Origin of the sequence: Pacificispira spongiicola, from assembly GCF_012926505.1 — a bacterium.
GTDB classification, from domain to species: Bacteria; Pseudomonadota; Alphaproteobacteria; order UBA8366; family Aestuariispiraceae; genus Pacificispira; species Pacificispira spongiicola.
On sequence record NZ_JABBNT010000004.1, the window covers coordinates 143,888 to 158,770 of the forward strand.

The 14,883-nt window shown below is 60.6% G+C and carries 15 protein-coding genes; 10 read left to right on the plus strand and 5 right to left on the minus strand.

The window, feature by feature from the left end; all coding sequences use genetic code 11:
• Positions 1 to 34 precede the first annotated feature (34 nt).
• The 5 genes from HH303_RS13735 (at position 35) to HH303_RS13755 (ending at position 4,312) form a co-directional block, all read left to right on the plus strand.
• Positions 35 to 1,213, plus strand: coding sequence for an NAD(P)/FAD-dependent oxidoreductase (locus HH303_RS13735; RefSeq protein ID WP_169625939.1), 1,179 nt, complete (start codon positions 35 to 37; stop codon positions 1,211 to 1,213).
• 3 nt (positions 1,214 to 1,216) lie between these two features.
• A complete protein-coding gene (locus HH303_RS13740; RefSeq protein ID WP_169625940.1) occupies positions 1,217 to 1,858 on the plus strand; it encodes a LysE family translocator in 642 nt (213 codons plus the stop codon).
• A gap of 162 nt (positions 1,859 to 2,020) precedes the next feature.
• Entirely contained in the window at positions 2,021 to 2,314 is a 294-nt protein-coding gene (locus HH303_RS13745) for a hypothetical protein (protein WP_169625941.1), read from the plus strand.
• A gap of 183 nt (positions 2,315 to 2,497) precedes the next feature.
• Positions 2,498 to 3,370 (plus strand): 3-hydroxybutyryl-CoA dehydrogenase, encoded by an 873-nt coding sequence (locus tag HH303_RS13750; RefSeq protein WP_406611305.1) that lies wholly within the window; start codon positions 2,498 to 2,500, stop codon positions 3,368 to 3,370.
• A gap of 69 nt (positions 3,371 to 3,439) precedes the next feature.
• Complete coding sequence (locus HH303_RS13755; RefSeq protein WP_169625943.1) at positions 3,440 to 4,312, plus strand: DMT family transporter; 873 nt, start codon at positions 3,440 to 3,442, stop codon at positions 4,310 to 4,312.
• On the opposite strand, the gene HH303_RS13760 is transcribed toward HH303_RS13755, so the two are convergent.
• Positions 4,293 to 6,257: an ATP-binding protein gene (locus HH303_RS13760; protein ID WP_169625944.1), complete on the minus strand. Its 1,965-nt coding sequence runs from the start codon at positions 6,255 to 6,257 to the stop codon at positions 4,293 to 4,295. The two genes, HH303_RS13755 and HH303_RS13760, sit on opposite strands and share 20 nt — an antisense overlap.
• A gap of 64 nt (positions 6,258 to 6,321) precedes the next feature.
• Entirely contained in the window at positions 6,322 to 7,407 is a 1,086-nt protein-coding gene (locus HH303_RS13765) for an amino acid ABC transporter substrate-binding protein (protein ID WP_169625945.1), read from the minus strand.
• A gap of 1,328 nt (positions 7,408 to 8,735) precedes the next feature.
• Here HH303_RS13765 and sdhC point away from each other — a divergent pair.
• From sdhC to HH303_RS13785, 4 genes are read left to right on the plus strand one after another with little or no spacing between them, the layout of a single operon-like run.
• Positions 8,736 to 9,122, plus strand: a complete 387-nt coding sequence (gene sdhC / locus HH303_RS13770) for a succinate dehydrogenase, cytochrome b556 subunit (protein WP_169625946.1) — start codon at positions 8,736 to 8,738, stop codon at positions 9,120 to 9,122.
• A 19-nt stretch (positions 9,123 to 9,141) separates the two neighbouring features.
• Positions 9,142 to 9,519 (plus strand): succinate dehydrogenase, hydrophobic membrane anchor protein, encoded by a 378-nt coding sequence (gene sdhD / locus HH303_RS13775; RefSeq protein WP_169625947.1) that lies wholly within the window; start codon positions 9,142 to 9,144, stop codon positions 9,517 to 9,519.
• Between the two features lie 44 nt (positions 9,520 to 9,563).
• Complete coding sequence (sdhA, locus tag HH303_RS13780; RefSeq protein ID WP_169625948.1) at positions 9,564 to 11,357, plus strand: succinate dehydrogenase flavoprotein subunit; 1,794 nt, start codon at positions 9,564 to 9,566, stop codon at positions 11,355 to 11,357.
• 27 nt (positions 11,358 to 11,384) lie between these two features.
• The gene (locus HH303_RS13785; protein ID WP_169625949.1) at positions 11,385 to 12,167 is read left to right on the plus strand and encodes a succinate dehydrogenase iron-sulfur subunit; all 783 of its coding nucleotides are present in this window, start codon (positions 11,385 to 11,387) and stop codon (positions 12,165 to 12,167) included.
• A 75-nt stretch (positions 12,168 to 12,242) separates the two neighbouring features.
• Here the strand turns inward: HH303_RS13785 and HH303_RS13790 are convergent, their stop codons facing one another.
• On the minus strand, positions 12,243 to 12,656 hold the full coding sequence (locus tag HH303_RS13790) for a hypothetical protein (RefSeq protein ID WP_169625950.1): 414 nt from the start codon (positions 12,654 to 12,656) through the stop codon (positions 12,243 to 12,245).
• Positions 12,657 to 12,968: 312 nt separating this feature from the next.
• Between HH303_RS13790 and HH303_RS13795 the strand changes: the two genes are divergently transcribed.
• Positions 12,969 to 13,418, plus strand: coding sequence for a hypothetical protein (locus HH303_RS13795; protein WP_169625951.1), 450 nt, complete (start codon positions 12,969 to 12,971; stop codon positions 13,416 to 13,418).
• Between the two features lie 6 nt (positions 13,419 to 13,424).
• Here the strand turns inward: HH303_RS13795 and HH303_RS13800 are convergent, their stop codons facing one another.
• Complete coding sequence (locus tag HH303_RS13800; protein WP_169625952.1) at positions 13,425 to 13,955, minus strand: hypothetical protein; 531 nt, start codon at positions 13,953 to 13,955, stop codon at positions 13,425 to 13,427.
• 4 nt (positions 13,956 to 13,959) lie between these two features.
• Positions 13,960 to 14,853, minus strand: a complete 894-nt coding sequence (locus HH303_RS13805; RefSeq protein WP_169625953.1) for a VOC family protein — start codon at positions 14,851 to 14,853, stop codon at positions 13,960 to 13,962.
• Positions 14,854 to 14,883 lie beyond the last annotated feature (30 nt).

Genomic DNA, 14,883 nt, shown 5'->3' on the forward strand with positions numbered 1-14,883 from the left:
GGCGCTTAGGGTATGGGATGGCGAGGAGGTTCTTATGACGGATATCGCGATTATCGGCGGCGGCGTGATCGGCAGCGCGATCGCCTACTTCCTGGCTGCCGATCCCGGCTTCGACGGGTCTGTGACCGTTGTCGAACGCGATTCCAGCTATGAATTCAGCACCTCGGCGCGGTCCGTCGCGTCGATCCGGCAGCAATTTTCGACGCGCGAGAATATCGCGATCTCTCGTTTCGGATACGACTTCCTGAAAAATATCGGCACGCATCTGGCCGTCGACGGCGATGCGGCGGATATCCAGTTCCGGGACGGGGCGTATCTATTCCTGATCGACGGGACACAACGCGCGGCCTATGACCGCGTGTTGGATCTGCAACTGTCCTGCGGTGCGGAGGTCGAGCAAATCGAAGGCCCGAAGGCGATCGGCGAACGCTTCCCCTGGGTCAATCCGGAAGGGCTCGAAACCGCGCATCTGGGTCTATCGGGAGAAGGCTGGTTCGACGGATACGGCCTCACCCGTGCCTTCCGGAAGAAAGCGGTCTCCCTGGGCGTGCGTTACATTGACGGCGAAGTGATCGGGATTGAGCGGGAGGGCGCGCGCGTGACCGCCCTGAAACTGGCCGACGGCAGCCGGTTGCCCGCCGGGCAGATCGTCAATGCGGCGGGTGGGCGTGCCCGTCTTGTGGCCGAAATGGCCGGGATCGACGGCCTGCCGGTATCGCCGCGCAAACGCTGCGTCTTCTTCTGCGAATGCCGCGATCCCGTGCCGCAAGGTTTGTTGGTGATCGACAACAGCGGCACCTATTTTCGGGCAGAGGGGAACGGGTTCCTGACCGGTCGCTCACCGGGGCCGGAGGAAAACGATCCGGAAAACTGGGATTACGACGTCGATTACAGCCAGTTCGAAGACTATCTGTGGCCGACCCTGGCGAACCGCGTTCCGGCCTTCGAGGCGATCCGGCAAACCTCGGCCTGGGGTTGTCACTACGCGATGTGTCTGTTGGACGCGAACGCGATCCTGGGACCCCATCCGGAGGTCGAGAATTTCTTCTTCGCCAACGGTTTCAGCGGGCACGGCATGCAGCAATCCCCGGCGATCGGCAGGGGGCTTGCGGAAATTCTGACGACAGGGCTTTATCGCACGATCGACCTGTCGGTATTCGGATACGACCGCGTATTGACCGGAACGCCCTTGGAAGAAACGGAAGTGATCTGAGCCATGGATACGGTGAATCTCGAACTGTTCAGCGCGTTTGTCTTCGCAGCAGCCCTGTTGATTCTGATGCCCGGGCCCGTCGTGACCTTGGTTGTTGCGAACAGCTTGAAACACGGCACGCGTTTCGGCGTGATCACTAGTGTCGGCGCGAATTTGGGCACCATGACGCTGCTGATCGCCGGGGGGATCGGTCTTTCGGCCCTGCTGACGTTGATGTCGGACCTGTTCGATCTGGTTCGGATCGCCGGGGCGGCCTATCTCGTCTATTTGGGGATTCGCGAGTGGCGGTCGCGGGGCGCGATGCTTCAGGAAGCGGAAGCCGACCGTCGCCGGTCCCTGAAAAAGGTTTTTCTGCACGGCTACCTGACCGGCATCACCAATCCGAAGACGGTCATTTTCTATGTCGCCTTCTTCCCGCAATTCATGGATTCGACCCTGCCCGCCGCCCCGCAACTGGTGGTGATGACAGCCGCGTTCCTGACGGTTGCGGTATTGCTGGACGGTGCCTATGCGCTGTTGGCGGGCCGCATTCGCCCCTTCCTGATGGATGCGCGGCGGGCGGTGATCCGCGCACGCTTGACCGGTAGCCTGCTGATCGCGACCGGTGTGGGTCTGTTTTTGACGCGCGGCGGGTCGACGGCGTAAGGCCGCTTCCGCGCGGCGCAATTGCCCTTTATAGTGCCCATCACTACGCGTGCCCGACGGAAGGCCAACGGCGCTGTCGGCATCGGGAGTTGGAACGGGATTTCGATGAAAGTCCAAGCAGGGACAGTCGAAGCAGGGAAAATCGGAGCGGGGATGTTGGACATGGGTAAATTGGTGCTGGCCGCCGGACTGATCTGCGGCGTCGGGTTCGGGGCGACGGCGGTCCTGGCGCAGGAAAACACGGCGGACAAGGATGTCCCCGGCCGTTATTCCGTGATCGATTCAAAAATCGGCGATGAAGATGCGTCCGTCTTGCTGGACACGGCCTATGGTCGGACCTGGGTTCTGGTAAAGGACGAAGATCAGGGGCTGATCTGGAAGCGGGTCTTCTTCGACAGCGAATCCGAGAATGTGCCGGACGGCAGCGGACGCCGCCCGCCGCGCCTGAAGAACTGATCGAGGGATCGGGTCGAAAAGGTCCCCAAGTGTTCTCCCGGTTTTCTTCGGGGCTTTTCAGGGTCTTCCCGCTTGCAATAGGGTTTTCTCCGGCTCACAGTTGCACTGCAACAAAGAAGGGCTGCCATGTCGTGTGGAACGACTGGGAAGAGGCCCTCAGTCGATGCGGGAAAGGAAATCTACGTGTTTAAGACGATCGGCGTCATCGGAGCCGGCCAGATGGGGCACGGCATCGCGCATGTTTCGGCACTGGCCGGGGCACAGGTTCGACTGTTGGATACGGCGGAATCGGCCTTGGACGACGCGATGGAGCGTATCGCGGACTATATGGCGAAACAGGCCGCTCGCGGTCAGATCGACAAGTCCGAGATAGACCCCGCGCTGGGCAGGATCGTGACAGGCACCGACTATGCGATGCTCTATGACTGCGACATGGTCATCGAAAGCGCCACCGAAAGCGAGGTGGTGAAGCGCGAGATCCTGAAAACCGCGATCCAGAACATGTTGCCCGACGCCTATCTGTCGACCAACACATCGTCGATTTCGATCACGCGGCTGGCCGCCAATACGGACCGGCCGGAACGATTCTGCGGCTGCCATTTCATGAACCCGGTCCCGGCCATGCCGTTGGTGGAATTGATCCGCGGACTGGCCACGACCGATGCGACCTTCGAGAAATTCAAGGAATTCACCGAAGCGCTGGGCAAGACCGTTGCCGTATCGGAGGATTTTCCGGGTTTCATCGTCAACCGCATCCTGCTGCCGATGATCAACGAGGCGATCTATACCCTGTATGAAGGAGTCGGATCGGTCTCGGCGATCGACACGGCGATGAAGCTGGGAACTCGCCATCCGAAAGGCCCGCTGGAACTGGCGGACTTCATCGGTCTCGATACGTGTCTGGCGATTCTGTCGGTTCTGCACGGCGATCTGGCGGACGCGAAATATCGACCCTGTCCGTTGCTGGTGAAGTATGTCGAGGCCGGGTGGTTGGGTGTTAAAACCGGTCGGGGCTTTTATGACTACGCTGGCGACACCCCCCGTCCGACTCGGTAGCTCCCCATGGCGGCGACAGGATCCGTCGGCGGGTCGCCGGTGCCAACGTCACCGATACCGTCCTCCCGGATGCCGATCCTTCTCCTGGCCCTTGTCGGGCTTTTGGCCGTCAGTCATGGAGTGATTTTCGTCCGTCTGGCCGGGGACGCCCCCGCCTTGTTCCTGGCCACCGCGCGGGTTGCGATTGGTACAATCCTGTTCGCGCCCGTTGCCTGGATCGCCTGGCGGCGCGGGGGCGGGGTTAACCGCCGGTCCTTCGTCCTGTCGGTTCTGGCCGGGCTGTGCCTCGCGGTTCATTTCGGCACCTGGATCGAATCCGTCCAACGGCTCAGCATCGCGGAAAGCGCCATCCTGGTCAGCCTGTCGCCGGTCTGGATCGCCGTGATCGAAACCGTCCTGGGCCGGGGTCTGCCGTCCCGAAGGGTGCTGTTGGGGATCGCCCTGTGTCTGTTGGGCGTCGGGATCATCGGCTATGACGGTGCGTCCCGTCCGGTCGGTGACCCCATCGGTCTGGTTCTGGCGGGGATCGGCGGTCTTTCCATGGCTGGCTATCTTCTCGTCGGACAGAAAGTCCGGTCCGGAATGCCGACCGCGCTTTACGTCACGATCTGCTATGGAACTGCAGCCGGGGCGTTGGCCGTATTCTCACTACCGTTGGGGGCCTTCGATCCGGCGATGATCGGGGGGCAGGCATTAGCGGCAGCGCTGGCTCTCGGCCTCGTCTGCCAGGGTATCGGTCACAGCGCCTACAACCACGCCCTGGGCCGGTTATCGCCCATCTTCGTCGCCATCTGCCTACTGGGGGAACCGGTGCTCTCTTGCTTGCTGGGCGTCGTCTATCTGGGCGAAGCGATCCCGGCGGCCAGTGTGATCGGCGGCGTCCCGATCCTGGTCGGCGTTTGGCTGGCCTTGTTGGAAGAGGTCAATCGCCTGCGGAAATGATCGCGTCTTCCGCCGTGGCCTCGCGTAGATGTGCATCGGCATGCCGGGGGAAGGTCAGAATAACCGTCGTCCCGACATTCTTTTCGCTTTCCAGACGGATCGTCCCGTTTTGCAGGCCCATCAGAGATTCCACGATCGCGAGGCCAAGGCCGGTGCCGCCGGTATTGGAATCGTAACCGCCGGACTCCTGATGGAAGGGCTGCATCACCCGTTCCATGTGATCGGGCGCGATGCCAATGCCCTTATCGATCACGCGCAGTTCCACCAACGGGCCGTTCAGGGTGGCCGTCACACGAATGGCCGTTTCCTCGAAGGCGAATTTGCACGCATTGGACAGCAGGTTCAGCAATATCTGTCGGAAGGCGACGCGATCGGCCAGAAGGGTGGCATTGTCCGGGATTTCGGTGACAAGGTCGAGGTTCCGGCGCTGAAGCTGTATCTGCACCAATTTGCGCAGAATCCCGAATTCCTGGGCGATATCCAGCGGCCTGATCACCAATTCCCGCTCGCCCGCTTCAACCTTGGAATAGTCGAGTAGCTGGTTGATGATTTCCAGCAGATGACGCCCGCTTTCGTTGATATCCGTCGCATATTCGGCGCTGCGGGTCGGGTTGCCGTAGCCGGTGCTGATCAATTCGGAAAAGCCGATGATCGCGTTTAGGGGCGTGCGCAATTCGTGGCTCATATTCGCCAGAAACAAGGACTTCGATCTGTTCGCCGCATCCGCCTGGCGGGCGAGGGTCTCGGCTTCCTCCTTGGCGATCCGCAGGCGCTTTTCCCGCTCGACCAAGGCTTCGGTAAAGAAGACGGCGGCCTGACCGATATCCGCGATTTCGTCGGCTCCCGCCGTCGGGATCGGTTCGCTGCGCCCGCCGACGCGTGCGATCAGGGCCTGCCGCAACGCCGTCAGCCGCTTCACGATCTGATAGCGCGCATAGATGGACAACAGGATAACCGCGGATAGGCTGAACACCATGACGGATATCAGCAGTGTCCAGCGCGATTGCGCGATATCGGCGAAGGTCAGACTATCCGCCAGCGTATCCTCGCGCAGGCTGAGCGTCAGGTCGGCAACCGACCCGACAAAGCGGTTCGCCAACAGCTTATTGGCGCTGAGCAACCCTTCCTGACGCCATAGCATCGACAGGCGCTTGCGCGCCAGATTGAAGATGCCGCGTTCCCCGTCCAGAAGCCAGTTCGCATCATTGGCCAGGCTTTCGGCGGTCTTCAGGAAGGCGGCGTCGTCATCGGACGCGATCAGGGATGCCGGATCGGGAATTTGGTCGATGGTTTCCCGCGAGGCGTCGTATGCAATCTCCACCAATGTATCGGCGGTGATGGTCGGGATCGCCAGGATGGAGGCCATGACCCGTTGCATCGGCCCGAACCAATCGACGGTCAGGCGTATTGCATCGTCGCCCTTATTCTGAACGCGGCCCCAATCGAGGACTTCCAGATGCAACTCCTGCAGCCTCTCCAAGACGTTGCGGGCATCGCTGTAGGATTTTCCGACTCGTTCCTCCAACTGGATGCGGGTCTGAACCGTTTTGTCCAGTTCCGTCAGATTTTCGACAAGCGCGTCGCGGCTGGTTCTGATTTCGACGATCAGAAGTGCGACATCCTTGTTCATATCGGCATAGGCGCCGAGCTCTTCCAGAAACCCGTCGAGCAACGTGACCTGATCGGAAATACGATGGTTTACCGCTTGTTTTTGGAATGCCGTCGTAACGGACGACAGGGCTGGCGCGGTGGAGGCAATTGCCTGCGCGGTCTGGCCGATACGAGAGGCGAGGATGAGCTGCGGCACGGTTCGCGTCGCGATCCGATCGTACCCTTCGCGCATATCGTCGAAACTGATCAGGGCTGCGAGAAGGGCGCCACTGGTCACCAGACCCAGCAGCGATATCGCGGCGATCAGCCGTACCGAAATCAAAGACCAGCGCATTCGGGTAACGAAACTCCCTTAGTCCGAACGGATGTCCCGAAACGAGGACAATCGTTCGTACCCATTATCGAAGGGGCGGAGCGTACATCAAGCCGCCGTCACGCCAAAGCGCGTTAAGGCCCCGGTCGATTTTAAGAGCCGATTTTTCACCCAAGGTCCGATCGAAAATCTCGCCATAGGAACCGACCTGTTCGATGGCGGTTCGCGCCCATTCGTTCGACAGGCCCAGTGCGGCACCGATGCCGGGGTCGAGACCCAGTAGTCGACGGACCTCCGGCTTTGCGGAATTAAGGAAGTCCGGCACGTTGGTGCTGGTGATCCCGTATTCCTCGGCGATGAGGGCGGCAAAGATGCTCCACTGCACGATGTCGAACCAACGCGGGTCGTCTTCCCGCACGGCCGGCCCCAGCGGTTCCTTGGAAATCACATCCGATAACAAGGTGAAGGGGTTCGCGGCATCGCCGTGTTGCAGGCGCAACGCCACGAGCAATAGCCGGTCGCTGGTTAATAGATCGCAATCGTGGGACAGGAAGCTGTCGGTAACGCTGTCGATCGATTGAAACGACAGCACGCTGATCGGCAAATTTCGTGTTTCGATGATATCGCGCAGGTTCACGATCGTCGTCGTTCCCTCGCTGGCGCAGGCGGTCAAAGGTTCATTGGGCAGGTCCGACAGGGACGTCCACCCGGACTGTTCATGAGCCAGGAAGCCTTGACCGTCGAAATACAGTGGATGGGTAAAAGCAATGTGGCGGGTGGTGTCGCGGGAAACGGTCCAGGTCGTATTGCCGACCAGGACATCGAACCCGTTGCCTTCCAGCGCATCGAAACGCGTGACATAGCTTACCTGGATGAACTCAACCGCCTTCGCGTTGCCCAGAACAGCCGCGGCGATAAACCGGCAGAAGTCCGGGAAGAACCCCTGCCACCTGCCATTACTGTCGAGATACGACACGCCCTCGCCGGCGTCTACGATGCCGCAGCGCAGGAGGCCACGTTGCTGTATGTCGGAAAGGGTGTCCGCCCTTGCCGAGGACGCTGGCATCATACCGACGGCCGGCAGCAGTGTGCTCAGAAATAGGGCGCTCAGAAATAGGGTGCCGGCAAAGCGTCGTAGCCGTCGATACCGGCCCGAATCCGCAAATCGCATTTTATCTCCCCCGTAACTTACGTACCTCACCTTAGAATCTAGAATGATAACAATCCGTAAACGCCGTGCGCCGAATTGGTGCCCTGGGAAATGAAACGGGCGTCCGGCCGCATGGACCGGACGCCCGATTGGACGGATCGCCCGTCTGTCGAAAAGAGCCCGCCGGACGGCAGTCCCGTTTTCGCCTTGCCGAACCACGGCGAACCGCGACCGGCTTGGGACAATCCGACGACGCGAGCGAGGCTCCGATCCGGTCCGGGCGGGAATGTCTGGCGTCATTCACCGCATCGTCCGGTGCCGGCTCGTACTGGCCGCCCCGGCTATCGGAGCCCCCAGAGGTAGACCCTGAGGCCATTCCCCCGCGCGTCGGCGCAGCGTCATCGGCGTGACGACAACCGGATATGCGGTCCCCGAGAACGAAGAGGAGCGGATCCCTGATACCGGTCACCCTGGCAAAGCACCTGGATCCGGATCGGCCCCGACCACATGGAAACACCGTCCCGAAGGACGGGCCGCCGCGCAGCCCCGCAGTACCGATCAATCGCCCCGTCGGCCGTCCTTCCGGATGCAAGCGTCCATTCGGTACCCCCTGAAGGGGCCAAATCCCGGTTACCCGGGTTGACGCAAGCCCGTCCGTCCGCCGAGCCGGCCCGCCCGCGTCCCCACCTTGCCTTGATCCCCCTCGAAGGGAAGACCGTCGGTCCGATGAGAGGACCCGGACTGCGCGACGAATTTTTCCGCTTTCGCGAGGCCATTCGCCGCTTCCGCGTTTCGGTAAGTTTCCCGCTCAAGGTCGAGAGAAAAAAATGCCGAAAAGGGAGCTTAACCGTAACAACTGCGTTGTGAAAACTGTGTCGTGATTGTAGTAATGTGTCCATAGAAAAGTAAATCGTGTTACAAAAAACTTGTTGATTGTAACATTACTTATAAACAATTTAGCAACAACTTATCCACAGTGTTTTCCACAGCCTCAATTAAGTTGTTGATATTATTGTTTGAGAATGCTTCTCAATATCGATTTGACGGTATTCACGTGTTGCGCTGCAAAATATTTTGACACTGCCGAACGACTCCTTAGTGTTAGGGCGCGCGGGATAGGGGATTGTTCGTTTCTGCGATAGTCAGGCGAAGCTTGGCCTGTCTGGGCTTGACCTGTCTGGAACGCCGTTCATCCCCGCGTCGGCGCCTCCACATCCGTTTGGATCGGCCAGTCGGCTTCGGCCGTTACTGACCTACCGATTGGGGTGATGGGGATGAGCCAATGATAATCACGGGCAGGCTGGGGCATCGATCCCGGCCTTCAACGTGCGAAGAAAGGGTTTCGGGGCATGACCACTCAAGACAGACCGCTTTCCCCACATCTGCAAGTCTATCGCTGGCAATGGACGATGGCCTATTCGATCCTGCACCGCGCGACCGGTATCGCGCTGGGCGTCGGTACGCTTTTGCTCGTGTGGTGGCTGATCGCGCTGGCCACCGGGCCGGAAGCGTTCGACACCGTTCAGGCCGTGGTCGGCAGCTTCATCGGCCGCCTCTTCCTGTTCGGCTGGACCTTCGCCATGTTCTATCACCTGGGCAATGGCATCCGGCACCTGTTCTGGGATGCGGGCAAGGGATTCGAATTGGAAATCGCCGCCATCACCGGCCATGCGGTGCCGGTAAGCGCCGCGGTGCTGACGCTGATCGCTTGGGCGATCGGCTACGCAGTCGCCTGAGTTTAGGGAGGAAACGACAATGCTTAAATCACCTCTCGGGCAGGTTCGCGGCCTCGGTTCCGCGAAGAACGGGACCCATCACTGGTGGGCGCAGCGTGTCACCGCCGTGGCGCTGGTGCCGCTGACCCTGTGGTTCGTGTTCTCGCTGGCCTTCAATGTCGGCGGAGATTTCGTGGCGATGCAGGCCTGGCTGGCCACACCGTCCAACGCGATCCTGATGCTGCTGCTCATCGTGGCGACATTCCATCACCTGCATCTCGGTGTGCAAGTCGTCATCGAAGACTACATTCACGCAGAAGGCGCCAAAATCGCGATGATGATGGTGGTCAAGCTGGGCTCGTTTGCACTGGCGGTCGCCGCCGGTTTCGCCGTGCTGAAAGTTGCTTTCGCCGCGTAAGCCCTGCCGGTCAGGCGGTTTGACGCGATGAAGAGGATCGAGAAATGACGAATTCCTATACGATTGTTGACCATACCTACGATGTGGTCGTTGTCGGTGCGGGCGGCGCCGGTTTGCGCGCCACCTTCGGGCTGGCGGAAAAAGGGCTGAAAACAGCCTGTGTGACCAAGGTCTTCCCGACCCGTTCCCATACCGTGGCGGCGCAGGGCGGGATTTCCGCCTCACTGGGCAATATGGGCCCGGACGACTGGCGCTGGCACATGTATGACACGGTCAAGGGTTCCGACTGGCTGGGCGACCAGGACGCCATCGAATACATGGTGCGCGAGGCGGTCCCGGCGATCATCGAATTGGAACATTACGGCGTTCCGTTCAGCCGCACCGAAGACGGCAAGATTTATCAGCGCCCGTTCGGCGGCATGACCACCGAATACGGCGAAGGCCCGCCGGCCCAGCGGACCTGCGCGGCCGCCGACCGGACCGGTCACGCCATGCTGCACACGCTGTATCAGCAGTCGCTGAAGCATGACGCGGAATTCTTCATCGAATATTTCGCCATCGACCTGATCATGGGCGAGGACGGAAGCTGCCAGGGCGTTCTGGCCTGGAACCTGGACGACGGCACGTTGCACCGCTTCATCGCGAAACAGACGGTGCTGGCGACCGGCGGCTACGGGCGTATCTTCTTCTCCGCCACGTCGGCGCATACCTGCACGGGCGACGGCGGCGGCATGGTCCTGCGCGCCGGTCTGCCGCTCCAGGATTGCGAATTCGTCCAGTTCCACCCGACCGGTATTTACGGCGCGGGCTGCCTGATCACCGAAGGCGTGCGCGGCGAGGGCGGCTATCTCACCAACTCCGAAGGGGAGCGGTTCATGGAACGCTATGCCCCGTCGGCGAAGGATTTGGCCAGCCGGGATGTCGTGTCCCGCTCGATGACCATGGAAATCCGCGAAGGCCGCGGTGTCGGGGCGAACAAGGATCACATCCACCTGCACCTGGAACATCTGGCGCCGGAAGTCATCCACGAACGCCTGCCGGGCATCGCGGAAACGGCGAAGATTTTCGCCGGTGTCGATGTGACCAAGGAACCGATCCCAGTCATCCCGACCTGCCACTACAATATGGGCGGCATCCAGACCAACTATCACGGCGAGGTCGTCACCCTGAAGGACGGCAATCCGGATCAGGTGGTGCCGGGCCTGATGGCGGCGGGCGAGGCGGCCTGCGTGTCCGTGCACGGGGCCAACCGCCTTGGCTCCAACTCGCTGCTCGATCTCGTCGTCTTCGGACGGTCGGTCGCCAATCGCTGTGCCGAAACCGTTGACCCGAACGAGGCGACCCGCCCGATCGCGAAGGATGCGACCGATGCGGCCATCGATCGCTTCGACCGTCTGCGGCATGCCAAGGGGTCGACGACGACGGCGGAACTGCGCGGTCGGATGCAGCGCATCATGCAGAACAACTGTGCGGTCTTCCGGACCGGCGAAGTGCTGCACGAAGGCGTCGAGGAACTGAAGAAGGTTTGGGCCGCGAAGGACGATATCAAAGTGTCGGACCGCGGCATGGTCTGGAATTCGGATCTGGTCGAAACGCTGGAATTCGAAAACCTGATCGGTCAGGCCATGGTTACCATCGTCGGTGCCGAAAACCGCAAGGAAAGCCGCGGTGCGCAAGCGCGGGAGGATTACCCGGACCGCGATGACGAAAACTGGATGAAGCATACGCTGGCCTGGATCGGTGAGGACGGCAACGTCACGCTGGACTATCGCCCGGTGCATATGCAGCCGATGTCGAACGACGTGAAGGCGGTTCCGCCCAAAGCGCGCGTCTATTAATCGCCGACCGGTAGGAAGGATAAGAAAATGGCTGAATTCTCGCTTCCCGCCAATTCCAAGATTGGTAAGGGCAAGTCCTGGCCCGCCAAGACCGGCGGCAAGAACATCAAGAAGTTTAACATTTATCGGTGGAATCCGGACGATGGGAAGACGCCGCAGGTCGATACCTATGAAATCGATCTGGACGAATGCGGCCCGATGGTTCTGGACGCCCTGATCAAGATCAAGAACGAGACGGATCAGACCCTGACGTTCCGGCGGTCCTGCCGTGAAGGCATCTGCGGGTCCTGCGCGATGAATATCGACGGGACCAACACTCTGGCCTGTACCAAGTTCATCGACGATGTGAAGGAAGAGGTGAATATCTATCCTCTGCCGCATATGAGCGTCGTGAAGGATCTGGTGCCGGACCTGAACAATGCCTATGCGCAGTTGGCGTCGGTCGAGCCGTGGCTGAAATCCAAAACGCCGCCGCCGCCGGATAAGGAACGCAAGCAGACACCGGAAGACCGGCGGAAGCTGGATGGTCTGTACGAATGCATCCTGTGCTTCTCCTGCGCCACGTCCTGTCCCAGCTATTGGTGGAACAGCGACCGGTATCTCGGCCCGGCCGTGTTGCTGCAGGCCTATCGCTGGCTGATCGACAGCCGCGACGAGGCGACGGGCGAACGGCTGGACAATTTGGAAGACCCTTTCCGGCTGTACCGTTGCCACACGATCATGAACTGCTCCAAGACCTGCCCGAAGGGGTTGAACCCGGCCAAGGCGATCGCGGAGATCAAGAAGATGATGGTTGCCCGACAAGGGTAACGGTCGGTCCGTTGTTTTCGGACAAAACAAAAGCCGGGCCTCGCGGAGGTCCGGCTTTTTGTTTCAGACGGCCATTTATTTAGGGCTGGGGTCGAGTGTACCGCTGTCCGGAAGTTTTCCGAACATGGCCGGAAGGACGACGGCGGATTGCGGGTCCAGCGCGGAATCCGTGGCCGGCGGGCCGGCCGCCGGGGCGATATCCATCAGATTTTCGATTTCGGGTTCCGACGCGACTTCGGTCGGGGCTGTATCGAACAGGGTGGTCGTGCCCAGCGCCATCATACCCAACAGGAAGGCGATGCCGACCACGACCGCCACCCTCGATACGCGACGCCGCGACCGGCGCGCGGGCACGGTGGCCAGCGTCGGCGAGGCGGTCGAAGCGTCGGCGAGTTTTTGGCGCGCGTCAAGCCACGCCCCATCCAGGCCGCGATCCTGTAGCGCATCCTTCAGCTCACGCCGAGGGCGATTTAGATACGGACTCGTCATGTTCGATTTAATGCACCCACCGCGACACGGGGACGGGCAGGGTGTCTCTTTTTCCCCTATTTGGGCGCGGTGTTTATCACGGTTCGGTGATTTTGCCCAGCCTTCGAGGTAAAAAATGCAACTTTCGCAACGGATTCGACATATTCTTGCGTTGGGGCGGTAGTCAGGAACCCCGACGACGGTAAATTATCGGTCCTTGTGCGGGCCGCGGGCCGCCTCCCGCGTTTTCGATTCCTTAACCAAATTTCCTTATTTTCCGTCGCGTCGTGACGCGGCGCCGGGCGGCTGCCGATTTTTAGGGAGAGTGGGGTGATGGATGGCTTTATGGTTTCTCGACACTTTGGACCGGCTGCGCATTTACCGCGCCTATCGGCCGTGACGGCTTTGGTGGTCCTGCTTCTTGGCTCGACCCTATTTCTAAGTCCTGTTCATGCGTCGTCCGCTCCGCCGGCAGGCGGTCCGCTGTATTTCGATATGGGGTCGACCATGATTCAGTACGAATCAGGAAACTGTGGTTATCGGTCCGTGTTGATCAGCTATCAGATGGAATACAAAGACCCGTTGCACGAAGCGACGCTGACCGGATATCGCCCGAAAACGGAAGCGGTTGTGTTCGATGGGTTGACCGACTATGCGCAGTCGGCACGAAAGCCTAACCTCAAGAAGGTAACCAGCGTGATTAGACACGCGGTTCAAGACCTGTTGGGCGCGGATGTCGTTTCGGACGTGTTCGTTACCCGAATGGAAATCCTGGGTAATTGACCGATCCTATAGCGGCGCGGGCAGGCGGCAGGGCGCATCCGCGCCGAGCCGTAGCGTCAGGGTCCCGGATTCGCCACCGCTTTCGCTGACCCAACGTCCCGTCATCAGGAACAATCCGGGTTCGAAATAGCCCTCGAAATACCCGTCGGATACGAAATTTTCGCTGGTTGCGTTGCGCTCCCACATTCGGAACGATCGGTCTTCCGCCCGATAAATAACTTCCGCTTCGACATAGTTGATCTCGTCGATCGGGCCGGTGACGTAGCGGGTTACACCGGTCAAACGCAGGCGACCGTCGGGAAGTTCTTCGCGTTTGTCGAACTCGATTTTCAGGCATTGGACGGCCTGGTCCGCCAGCACCCTCTCCGAGTCCCAAATAAAGACACCGCTATAGGCGGTCCCCGGTTCCGACGTCGAGGCGATCCGACCGGGTGTCTGGCAGGCTGTCATCGCCAGGGAAAGGCCGGCCAGCAACAGATACGGGAATAGCCCCTGCCACCGGCCCCTGTTTCTATGGCGATGGGAGATGCGGATCATGCGATCACACCTGCGCGAAAGCGAGGGCGCAGCCGTAAAGGCCGGTCCCCGGTACGATCAATCCGGCGCGTGCCCACATCGTTTCGATGCCGGCCCCGGTCAGACGCCTTTCCATCGCGGACAGGTCCGTGACGCTGATCCGCATGGCGGCGAAATGCGGTGTGGCGGGGGAGTTAGGCATCGCCCCCGTCCCATACCAGTCGTGATAGGCTGCTGGGGTCAAAACCCGCACGCGCCCCCGCATGGTTTCGCAGGTGAGCCCCTCCGCATCCAGGGTTACGGCCTCCGGCACCTGCATCTTTCCGAATAGATCGGACAGGGATGCCGGGTCGTCGGCAATCATGACGACTTCCTCCACGGTCTGGGCTCCGTTGGCATGGGTCTGATAGGCGGGTTTCCAGAAGTATTCCGGGGCATGCTGCTGACAGGTGAAGAAAACGGCCTCCGGCGTTTCCGGCGGCGGGACGAAGGCCAGCGAGAAGGCGACCCGAACTTTTTCGCCATCCGGCAATATGGCCTGCCGTTCAAAATCGAACCGATCCAGATCGGGCAGGCCCCGTTCCGCGAATTGGTCCCTGTCCGCCTGGGCGTCCCGGCTTTCGAAGACCAGCATGGCAAGGCCTTCCCGGGATTTCAGATAGCTGTCGAGATACGTCCCGAAGCTGAAACTGCGCGGCCCATGCGGGAACAGGTTTTCCGGTTCCGCGACCTCAATGATTTCCAGGAAACTACCCTGCAACTGAACCAGCCGGTTGGACGTGCCCCAGGGGTGTATAGCGCGGGGCGTCACGGTGAACCCCAGTGTCTCATAGGTTTCCGCGGCGCGGTCGAGGTTCGACACGGCAAGCACGAGATGGTCGATTCCGCGGTCGGGCAGATATATCTGGGTTCTGGTCATTGTCTGGGCGGGCTTTCTTTCGCGTCGTGC

Excerpts from the sequence above, each read along its gene's own strand:
- HH303_RS13740 (WP_169625940.1), top strand. The coding sequence starts at position 1,217 with ATGGATACGGTGAATCTCGAACTGTTCAGCGCGTTTGTCTTCGCAGCA.
- HH303_RS13800 (WP_169625952.1), bottom strand. The coding sequence starts at position 13,955 with ATGATCCGCATCTCCCATCGCCATAGAAACAGGGGCCGGTGGCAGGGG.
- HH303_RS13755 (WP_169625943.1), top strand. The coding sequence starts at position 3,440 with ATGCCGATCCTTCTCCTGGCCCTTGTCGGGCTTTTGGCCGTCAGTCAT.
- HH303_RS13765 (WP_169625945.1), bottom strand. The coding sequence starts at position 7,407 with ATGCGATTTGCGGATTCGGGCCGGTATCGACGGCTACGACGCTTTGCC.
- sdhC (WP_169625946.1), top strand. The coding sequence starts at position 8,736 with ATGACCACTCAAGACAGACCGCTTTCCCCACATCTGCAAGTCTATCGC.
- HH303_RS13760 (WP_169625944.1), bottom strand. The coding sequence starts at position 6,257 with ATGCGCTGGTCTTTGATTTCGGTACGGCTGATCGCCGCGATATCGCTG.
- HH303_RS13795 (WP_169625951.1), top strand. The coding sequence starts at position 12,969 with ATGGATGGCTTTATGGTTTCTCGACACTTTGGACCGGCTGCGCATTTA.
- HH303_RS13735 (WP_169625939.1), top strand. The coding sequence starts at position 35 with ATGACGGATATCGCGATTATCGGCGGCGGCGTGATCGGCAGCGCGATC.
- HH303_RS13790 (WP_169625950.1), bottom strand. The coding sequence starts at position 12,656 with ATGACGAGTCCGTATCTAAATCGCCCTCGGCGTGAGCTGAAGGATGCG.
- sdhA (WP_169625948.1), top strand. The coding sequence starts at position 9,564 with ATGACGAATTCCTATACGATTGTTGACCATACCTACGATGTGGTCGTT.
- HH303_RS13805 (WP_169625953.1), bottom strand. The coding sequence starts at position 14,853 with ATGACCAGAACCCAGATATATCTGCCCGACCGCGGAATCGACCATCTC.
- HH303_RS13745 (WP_169625941.1), top strand. The coding sequence starts at position 2,021 with ATGGGTAAATTGGTGCTGGCCGCCGGACTGATCTGCGGCGTCGGGTTC.
- sdhD (WP_169625947.1), top strand. The coding sequence starts at position 9,142 with ATGCTTAAATCACCTCTCGGGCAGGTTCGCGGCCTCGGTTCCGCGAAG.
- HH303_RS13785 (WP_169625949.1), top strand. The coding sequence starts at position 11,385 with ATGGCTGAATTCTCGCTTCCCGCCAATTCCAAGATTGGTAAGGGCAAG.